The following is a 9,682-nucleotide window of genomic DNA, read 5'->3' as shown; positions in this document are numbered from 1 at the left end:
AACAGTAACTGCACCAAAAATTGAAGCAGTTGCAGATCCAGTAACTTCAATTAATGGAAATATCGGAGGAACAACAATTTCATTAACTGCTAATGATAAACTAAACGGAAATCCAGCAGTTGTTGGAACTTCTTCAGGAGAAGTAAGTTTTGAAATTATTGGAACACTTCCGTCAGGATTTACATTAAATCCAGATCATACTATTACTGTGGCGCCAAACACGCCGGCAGGAAATTATAATGTAGAATACCGTATCTGCGAAAATACAAATCCGACAAACTGTGATTCAGTAATTTCGGTTGTAACGGTTACCGGAGGAGATCTTGTAGCAAATGAAGATCTTGTGCCATCGGCGGTTGGAGTAAATGTTTCACAAACAGTAATAAATGTCTTTACAAACGATACTAAAAACGGAAATGCTTTAGTACCATCAGATGTAAATCTTACCCTAGGAACAGATCCAAAAGGATATTTAACAATAGATGCAAACGGAAATGTTATCCTTGCGCCTAATGCGCCAGTAGGAGATTATGAATTGCCATATACTATTTGTGAGAAATTAAATCCGTCAAATTGTAGTTCAAATGTTGTAAAAGTAACTGTAACAGAACCAAAAATGACAGTATCTGCAAACAGCTACTGTTCAAACAATGTTCCTTATGTAAATTATACAGTTACGCCAGATAATTTTACAACAGCGAATCTATTGACAGTTAAATGGATCGACAGCGCAAATAATGTTGTAGCTACTCAAACAAACTTACCATTAAGCGGAAATATTATTTGGCCCGGCGCTATAGTGGACGGTAGTGGAAATGGAGTAGATTGGCCGGGATGGATTCTAAACAACGGACAATGGACAGAAGGTGCAGATGGTTTTGAACTTACGAGAAATGGAGTAAAATTGGAATTTTCATTAAACCCAACCGTAACAATTTCTGTAGCTTATCCAGCAGCAACTTCTGGTTGTAACGCTCGTCCGACATTCTCAATCAAAGCAAATAATGATGAGGCAGGACCAATTGATGTGAAAAAAGGAATGAATGCATCACTTAATATTTTTGCAAATGATCTTGTAAATGGAGTAAATCCAAATCCTGCAGATGTTATTTTATCAACTGTTGTTGCAAATCCAAATCTAACACTAAATACAGACGGATCAATCAACATTGCTGCAAACACACCAAATGGAGTTTACGAATTGACTTATCAAATCTGTGAAGTTGCAAATACATCAAATTGTAGTCAGGCAACAATTAAAATTACAGTATTTAATACGCTTGATCCTGCTTCTCCAGCATCAAACGAAATTACTTTAAGTAATGATAATAATATTAGTGTAGACGGAATTAATGGTTCTCTAGAATTTGTAAATGTTTTAGATAATGATTTAATAAACGGACAACCGATCAATCCTGCAGATGTTGTGGTAAAACCTTTAACAACGAATGCCTATTTTGAATGGAATGCTGACGGAACTGTAAATGTTAAACCAAATACACCAGGAGGAAATTATCCATTGACGTATCAGGTTTGCGAAAAAGCAGATCCTTTAAATTGTTCAACAGCAGTAATGAATGTTTTTGTTGAAGTTCCAGCAATAGCAGTTATCAAAACCGCAGTATTCAATGATGAAGATAAGAGCGGTTATGCTAATGCAGGCGAAACAATCACGTACAAGTTTACAGTAACCAATACAGGAAATGTACCGCTTATTGGTATTACAATAACAGATCCATTAACTGGAGTAGTAGTTTCTGGCCAGCCAATTGATCTAAATGTAAACGAATCTAATGAAACTAATTTCACTGCAGTTTACAAAATAACTCAAGAAGATATTAATCTGGGCAGTGTTAGTAATCAGGCAATTGCACAAGGTAAAAGTAGTAGAGGTGTAGTTGTTGAAGACAAATCAGATGATTCTAGCAACAATGGCGACAATCCTACGGTATTAGATTTAAATGGATGTGCAATTAAAGTATTTAAAGCTTTCTCTCCAAATGGAGACGAAAAGAATGCAAGATTCTTTATTAGAGGCATAGAATGTTATCCAGATAATACTGTTGAAATTTACAACCGTTGGGGAGTATTGGTTTTCAGTATAGATCAATATAATAATACAGACAGAGTCTTTTTAGGATATTCTAACGGACGTTCTACGATTAAACAAACAGACGGTCTGCCAGTAGGAACCTATTTCTATATTTTGAAATACAAAGACAGTGCTAAAAACCCGCACGAAGAATCAGGTTACTTATACATTAACAAATAAAAATAGATGACGGCTTAGTTCTAGCTGAGCCGTTTTAAAACTTAATAAATGAAAAAATTAATTTTAATTTTTATGTTTTTTTCGATTGTGTCTAATGCGCAGCAAGATGCGCAGTATACTCAATACATGTATAATACAATCGAAGTCAATCCAGCTTACGCAGGTTCAAGAGGAGCTTTAAGCGTTTTTGGATTGTATCGTACGCAATGGGTTGGTTTAGATGGCGCGCCGGAAACAAGCACATTTTCTGTAAATACACCTTTAAGTAACAGCGATTTAGGACTTGGGGTTTCTTTAGTAAATGATAAAATCGGACCAACTGTAGAAAACACCTTATCAGCAGATTTGTCTTATACGATACCAACCTCAGAAACTTGGAACTTGTCTTTCGGGATAAAAGGAACAGCAAATCTTTTTAATCTTGATGTCAATAAATTAAGTATGGAAGATCAGGATGATCCACAATTTCAAAACTTAAAAAACAGATTTAGTCCAAATGTAGGAGCTGGAATTTACTATCATTCAGATCGAGCATATATTGGATTATCTGTTCCTAATTTTATAGAAACAAATCGCTATAATTCTGACGACACCGCTATTTTCAAAGAAAAAATCAATTATTATTTAATAGCCGGTTATGTCTTTAATCTGGATCGTTTAGAGTATATCAAATTCAAACCAGCTTTAATGACCAAAATGGTAGAAGGAGCACCTTTGCAGGTAGATGTTTCGGGGAATTTTATGTTTAATGATAAATTCGTTCTTGGGCTTGCATACCGTTGGAGTGCATCAGTTAGTGCAATGGCTGGATTTCAAGTTACAAAAGGAATGTACGTAGGTTATGGTTACGATCATGAAACTACAAGACTTAGAAAATACAATTCTGGATCTCATGAGATTTTCCTAAGATTCGAATTCTTCAATAATTATAATAAAATGATATCTCCAAGATTCTTTTAATGATACCTATGAAAGTAAACAAATTAATTTTGATCTTTTTGCTGTCAGGCTTTTTCTTAAATGTGAATGCACAAAATCCATTCACAAATATGAATGTAAAATATGCAGATAAAAAGTACAGTGAATATGCTTACGCAGATGCAATAAAAGTATACGAAAACTTAGTAACCACAGAAACTAATAACGAAGGATTAATTCAGCGTCTGGCAAACTCATATTATTTTAATGGAGAATTAAAAAGTGCCTTAAAATGGTATGAACAATTATTTATAATAAACCCAGACCAAGAATCGGAATATTTATACCGTTACGCCCAATCTTTAAAATCAGCTGGAAACTACCGTAAATCGGATGAAATTCTACAGAAATTTAATGAAAAAGCGGTTTTAGAAAAGAGAGCCGATTTAATTCGAAATGATAAAAATTATTTAGAGGAAATAAAAGAAAATTCAGGTCGATTTGAAATTGGAGATGCGGGAGTTAATTCTCATTTTTCAGATTACGGAAGCACTACTTATAATAACAAAATAATCTTTACTTCGGCGCGCGATACAGGCGGAGTGGTTAAGACTAATTTTCAATGGACAAATAGATCTTTCTCAAGATTATATTCGGCTGTTTTAATGCCTGACGGAAGTGTTGGAAAACCTGAACTTTTAATAAAAAGAAAAAAAGATAAATTCAATGAGTCAAGTCCGATTTTCACAAAAGATGGTCGTACAATGTATTTTACCCGAAATAACTTTACTGATGGCAAGAGAAGAAGCAACGATAAAAATGTAACGCTTTTAAAATTGTACAAAGCAGAATGGATTGACGAAGAATGGAAAAACATAAAAGAACTTCCGTTTAACAGCGACCAATACAGTACTGCACATCCAGCGTTAAGTGTAGACGAAAAAATATTGTATTTCGCGTCGGATATGCCAGGAACGTTAGGCCAGTCGGATATTTATAAAGTAACTATTAATGAAGGCGGTACATTTGGGACACCAGAAAACTTAGGACCTTCAATTAATACCGAAGGTAGAGAAACTTTTCCTTTTATTTCTGGAGACAACGAATTGTATTTTGCATCTGACGGACGCCCAGGTTTAGGCGGACTTGATATTTTTGCTGTTAGAATAAAAGCAAACGGAACTTTTGATGAAGTTTTAAATGTTGGGGAACCTGTAAACAGTAAACAAGACGATTTCGCTTTTAGCATTGACAGTAAAATTAGAAACGGATTTTTCTCTTCCAATAGAGACAGCGGTCAAGGGTTAGATGATATTTATCGATTTACAGAAACTAGAAGATTAATCTGTGAGCAAAACTTAACAGGAACAGTTACAGATGCAGAATCTAATGAACTGCTGGCCAATACTTCTCTTACTTTATTTAATGATAAGTTTGATCCAGTTGGAACAATCGTTACAGATGAAAAAGGAAATTACATTTTTCCTACTGTAAAATGTGGCAGAAAATATACCATTAGAACAGCCAAAACAGATTACAACGCAAAAGAAGTTGCTGTAAATATTCAAAAAGACGGAGAAACAACATTAATGATTGCATTAAACAAAGTATTTGTTCCTCTTGCTGCGAAAAAAATAGAAATCAAAAAAGTTGCAATAAGTCCAGTAAAATTAGGATCGATAAAAGTGGGGGCAGATTTGGCAAAACTATTAAATCTGCCAATGAACTTTTTTGATTTGGGTAAAGCAACAATCAAAAAGACATCAGAACCACAGTTAATGAAAGTGGTAAATCTTTTAAATGAATATCCAAAAATGAAACTAGATATTCGTTCACACACCGACAGCCGTTCGTCATCAGAAAGCAATCAGATCCTTTCTGAAAAAAGAGCACAATCGACAAAAAATTGGCTGGTACAAAAAGGAATAGGCGAAGAACGTTTATCTGCCAAAGGTTATGGAGAAACGCAATTATTAAACAAATGTGCAGACGGAGTTAAGTGCACCGAAAAACAACACATGCAAAATAGAAGAAGTGAGTTTATTATTGTAGCAATGTAAAAAAAAGGAAATTTTCAATTTTTTAAATTCCAAATTCCAATCATAGAACCCTTTTCTAAATTTTAGAAAAGGGTTTTTTGTAAAAAAATGCTCTGAATTTTGGCATGGTTATACTTTTAATGTTTTTCCAGATATCCCTACGGGATAATATTGATATTATCATCATTATTTTTCTACCAACCCGTAACTCCTAGCGGAGTTGTTCTTCTATATTTTNTTTTTTTTTTTTTTTCTACCAATCCATAGGTTCTAGCGGATTCTCTGATTTATTTTTAATGTGCTTTCATATATCCCTAAAAGATAATATTGGGATGATTATCATTATTTTTTCTACCAATCCATAGGTTCTAGCGGAGTCTCTGATTTGTTTTTAATGTGCTTTCATATATCCCTAAAAGATAATATTGTGATGATTATCATTATTTTTTCTACCAACCCATAACTCCTAACGGAGTTGCTGTTCAATATTTTTAATGGTATTGATTTAATCCCTGAGGAATAAATGTTCTTTTAAACATCCAGATATAATATTACGATGATTATAATCACTCTTGTATCATGCCATAACTTCTAATGAGTTGCTAATTCATAATATTTAATTCTGCAAAATAACTCCGTTAGGAGTTAATGATTGGTAGAATCCCAAAATATCGCCATGCATTTTGTCTCATCGGGACATTTGATTATTATTTACACAATGTGAATCCTAAACGTTAAAAAATCAAATTTTCTTCAAAAAAGAATTGTAAAAAGTTTCTTTCTTTAGTGGATAATTTTGAAAATCTAAATTTTGATGTATTATGTTTAAAATGAATTGTTTATGTTTTTAAAAAATCGATTTCGTTGCAAATCGTGTTTGTTTTTGTTTTAACTTTATAAACCTAAAAATTTTTCATTATGACTGTAGATCAAATACTTAAAGCAAAAGGAAGAAATGTCTATTCCGTTATTTCGAATTTAACGGTTTATGAAGCCTTAAAAGTAATGGGAGAAAAAAATATCGGAGCAATTTTAATTATTGACGATAATAATTTAAAAGGAATCTTATCAGAAAGAGATTATGCCCGTAAAATTGTTCTAAAAGATAAATCTTCTAAAGAAACTTTTGTTCATGAGATTATGGAAAGTAATGTTTTTACAGTAAAACTTTCAGATAATCTTGAAGATTGTATGGAACTTATGAGCGAAAAAAGAATCCGACACCTGCCTGTTTTAGAAGATGGAGTAGTAGTCGGAATAATCTCAATAAGCGATGTTGTTAAGGCAATTATAGAAATTCAAAAAGACACCATTAATCATTTGAATTCTTATATTTCTCAATAAAGCACACTTAAAAACAATAAAAATTTAAAAGGAGTCCAATTTCTATTGGACTTTTTTTATTTATCAAAATGGATTTTAAGAAAAGAAAATGCTAAAAATACGCCATTTTAAAACAAGACTTATATCTTTGTAAGCTAGAATAAAAGCTAAAAATAATGAACAAAGAGAGTAAAAGAAGAGAAGCGTTACTGTACCATTCAGAGCCGACTCCAGGAAAAATTCAGGTAGTTCCAACAAAAAAATATGCAACCCAAAGAGACTTATCATTGGCTTATTCGCCGGGAGTTGCAGAACCATGTTTAGCAATTGCAGAAAACATTGATGACGTTTATAAATATACAGCTAAAGGAAATTTAGTAGCCGTAATCTCAAACGGTACAGCTGTTTTAGGACTTGGAAATATAGGCCCTGAAGCAGGAAAACCTGTAATGGAAGGTAAAGGTCTGTTATTTAAAATATTCTCTGATATTGATGTTTTTGATATCGAAATCGGCACCGAAAATGTTGAAGAATTTATTCAAACCGTAAAAAATATTGCTCCAACTTTTGGAGGTATTAATCTTGAAGATATTAAAGCGCCAGAATCTTTTGAAATCGAAAGAAGACTGGTAGAAGAATTGAATATTCCGGTAATGCACGATGACCAGCACGGAACAGCAATTATATCTTCAGCAGCTTTAATCAATGCACTTGAATTAGCAGGTAAAAAAGCAGAAGATGTAAAAGTAGTAGTTTCTGGAGCAGGATCTGCGGCAATTGCTTGTACTGATTTATACGTTTTATTGGGCGTAAAAGTAGAGAATGTTTTAATGTTCAACAGTAAAGGACTTTTAACAAAAGACAATCCAGCACTTTCAGATTTACAATTAAAATATGCTGTCGACGGACCAAAAATTTCTTTGGCAGATGCAGTAAAAGATGCTGATGTTTTCATCGGATTATCTTCTGGAGATATTCTTTCGCCAGAAATGTTACTAACAATGGCAAAAAGCCCGATCGTTTTTGCAATGGCAAATCCGAATCCGGAAATCGATTATAATTTAGCTGTAGAAACGCGTAAAGACGTTATTATGGCGACAGGACGTTCAGATTTTCCTAATCAGGTAAATAACGTTTTAGGTTTTCCTTATATTTTTAGAGGCGCACTAGACGTAAGAGCGACAAAAATTAACGAAGAAATGAAAATGGCTGCCGTAAAAGCGTTGGCTATTTTAGCAAAAGAACCAGTTCCAGAGCAGGTTAACGTAGCGTACGGTGCAACCAAATTAGGTTTCGGACAAGAATATATCATTCCAAAACCATTTGATCCTAGATTGATTACAGTTGTTGCGCCTGCAGTAGCAAAAGCAGCAATGGAATCTGGTGTAGCAAAAAATCCTATCACAGACTGGGCAGCTTATGAAGACAATCTTCGTGAGCGTATGGGTAATGATAATAAAATGGTACGATTGATTACAAATCGTGCAAAATTAGATCCTAAAAGAATTGTTTTTGCTGAAGCAGATCAGTTAAATGTATTAAAAGCAGCACAAATTGTTTACGAAGACGGAATTGGATTCCCAATTTTATTAGGAAACAAAGAAGTGATTTTAGAATTGAAAGCAGAACTAGGTTTTGATGCTGATCTAGAAATCATTGATCCTAAGACAGATGAAGAAGAAGTAAGACGTAATAAATTTGCAAATTCGTTTTGGGAAACAAGAGGGCGCAGAGGTGTTTCAAAATTAGATGCTGAGAAATTCATGCGCGAAAGAAACTATTTTGCAGCCATGATGGTTAATGAAGGTGAAGCAGATGCTTTAGTTACTGGATATTCTAGAAGCTATCCTTCTGTTGTAAAACCAATGATGCAATTAATAGAAAAAGCACATAATGCCTCTCTAATTGCAACAGCAAACATGATGCTTACTTCTCGCGGGCCAATGTTTTTATCAGACACTGCAATCAACATTAATCCATCTGCACAAGATTTGATTAACATTGCAATTATGACTTCTAAAACAGCAAAAATGTTTGGTATTGAGCCTGTTATTGCAATGGTTTCATTCTCAAACTTTGGTTCTTCATCTAGCGCAAGCGCGTCAAAAGTTAGAGAAGCTGTTGCTTACTTACATAAAAATCATCCTGAAATGATCGTTGATGGAGAAATTCAGGCAGATTTTGCTTTAAATCCAGAAATGTTGCAGGAGAAATTCCCATTCTCTAAATTAGCTGGTAAAAAAGTAAATACATTGATTTTCCCTAATCTAGAGTCAGCAAATATCACTTATAAATTGTTGAAAGAATTGTATAAAGTGAATTCAATCGGACCAATTATGATGGGTATGGGTAAACCAGTTCACATTTTCCAATTAGGGGCAAGCGTAGAAGAAATGGTAAACATGGCTGCAATCGCTGTGATTGATGCACAGGAAAAAGAAAACAAAAAGAATAAAATCTCACAATAAACGTTCTAACAAGGATTGAATAACTTTGTCGTAATTTTATGGCATTTTTATTATATTTGATACTAATAAAGTATATTTATGATAGCACATTTGCAGGGAAGATTAGTAGAAAAAAATCCTACAGAAGTTGTAATTGATTGTGGAGGAGTTGGTTATCAGGTGAATATATCACTGCATACCTTTTCTTTAATACCAAATTCTGAAAATATAAAATTGTATACGCATCTTCAAATAAAAGAAGATGCGCATACTTTATATGGTTTTGCAGAGAAATCGGAACGCGAAATTTTTAGAATGCTGCTTTCTGTTTCAGGAATCGGAGCAGGAATCGCGAGAACGATGCTTTCGTCAATAGAACCAAAACAAATTATAAATGCGATTGCATCAGGAGATGTAGGCGTAATTCAATCTATAAAAGGGATTGGGAACAAAACAGCACAAAGGGTTATACTTGATTTAAAGGAAAAAGTGTTAAAGTTGTACGATTTGGATGAAGTTTCAGTAGTTCAAAACAATACAAATAGAGATGAAGCGTTATCTGCTTTGGAAGTTTTAGGTTTTGTTCGTAAAGCGTCTGAAAAAGTAGTAGAAAAGATCGTTAAAGAAGATCCAGAAGCTACAGTAGAAACGATTATCAAAAAAGCTTTAAAAAGCTTATAAAT

Annotated in this window: 6 protein-coding genes; all 6 read left to right on the top strand. The window is 33.6% G+C overall.

What is annotated here, in order from left to right; genetic code table 11:
• On the top strand, positions 1-2,272 hold a 2,272-nt coding region (locus tag ASE40_RS12675), incomplete at its 5' end, for a gliding motility-associated C-terminal domain-containing protein (protein ID WP_198530119.1).
• 48 nt (positions 2,273-2,320) lie between these two features.
• Positions 2,321-3,232 carry a type IX secretion system membrane protein PorP/SprF gene (locus tag ASE40_RS12670; RefSeq protein ID WP_057117444.1) on the top strand — a complete coding sequence of 304 codons (912 nt, stop codon included), beginning with the start codon at positions 2,321-2,323 and terminating at the stop codon, positions 3,230-3,232.
• 8 nt (positions 3,233-3,240) lie between these two features.
• On the top strand, positions 3,241-5,250 hold the full coding sequence (locus ASE40_RS12665) for an OmpA family protein (protein ID WP_057117443.1): 2,010 nt from the start codon (positions 3,241-3,243) through the stop codon (positions 5,248-5,250).
• 897 nt (positions 5,251-6,147) lie between these two features.
• The gene (locus tag ASE40_RS12660; protein WP_057117442.1) at positions 6,148-6,573 is read left to right on the top strand and encodes a CBS domain-containing protein; all 426 of its coding nucleotides are present in this window, start codon (positions 6,148-6,150) and stop codon (positions 6,571-6,573) included.
• A 155-nt stretch (positions 6,574-6,728) separates the two neighbouring features.
• Positions 6,729-9,020 carry an NADP-dependent malic enzyme gene (locus ASE40_RS12655; protein ID WP_057117441.1) on the top strand — a complete coding sequence of 764 codons (2,292 nt, stop codon included), beginning with the start codon at positions 6,729-6,731 and terminating at the stop codon, positions 9,018-9,020.
• Positions 9,021-9,098: 78 nt separating this feature from the next.
• On the top strand, positions 9,099-9,680 hold the full coding sequence (gene ruvA / locus ASE40_RS12650) for a Holliday junction branch migration protein RuvA (RefSeq protein WP_057117440.1): 582 nt from the start codon (positions 9,099-9,101) through the stop codon (positions 9,678-9,680).
• Positions 9,681-9,682: the final 2 nt, after the last annotated feature.

This window comes from Flavobacterium sp. Root935 (genome assembly GCF_001429295.1).
Lineage (GTDB): Bacteria > Bacteroidota > Bacteroidia > Flavobacteriales > Flavobacteriaceae > Flavobacterium.
The sequence above is the reverse complement of the archived record's forward strand: the minus strand, read 5'-3'. Positions and strand labels throughout refer to the sequence as shown.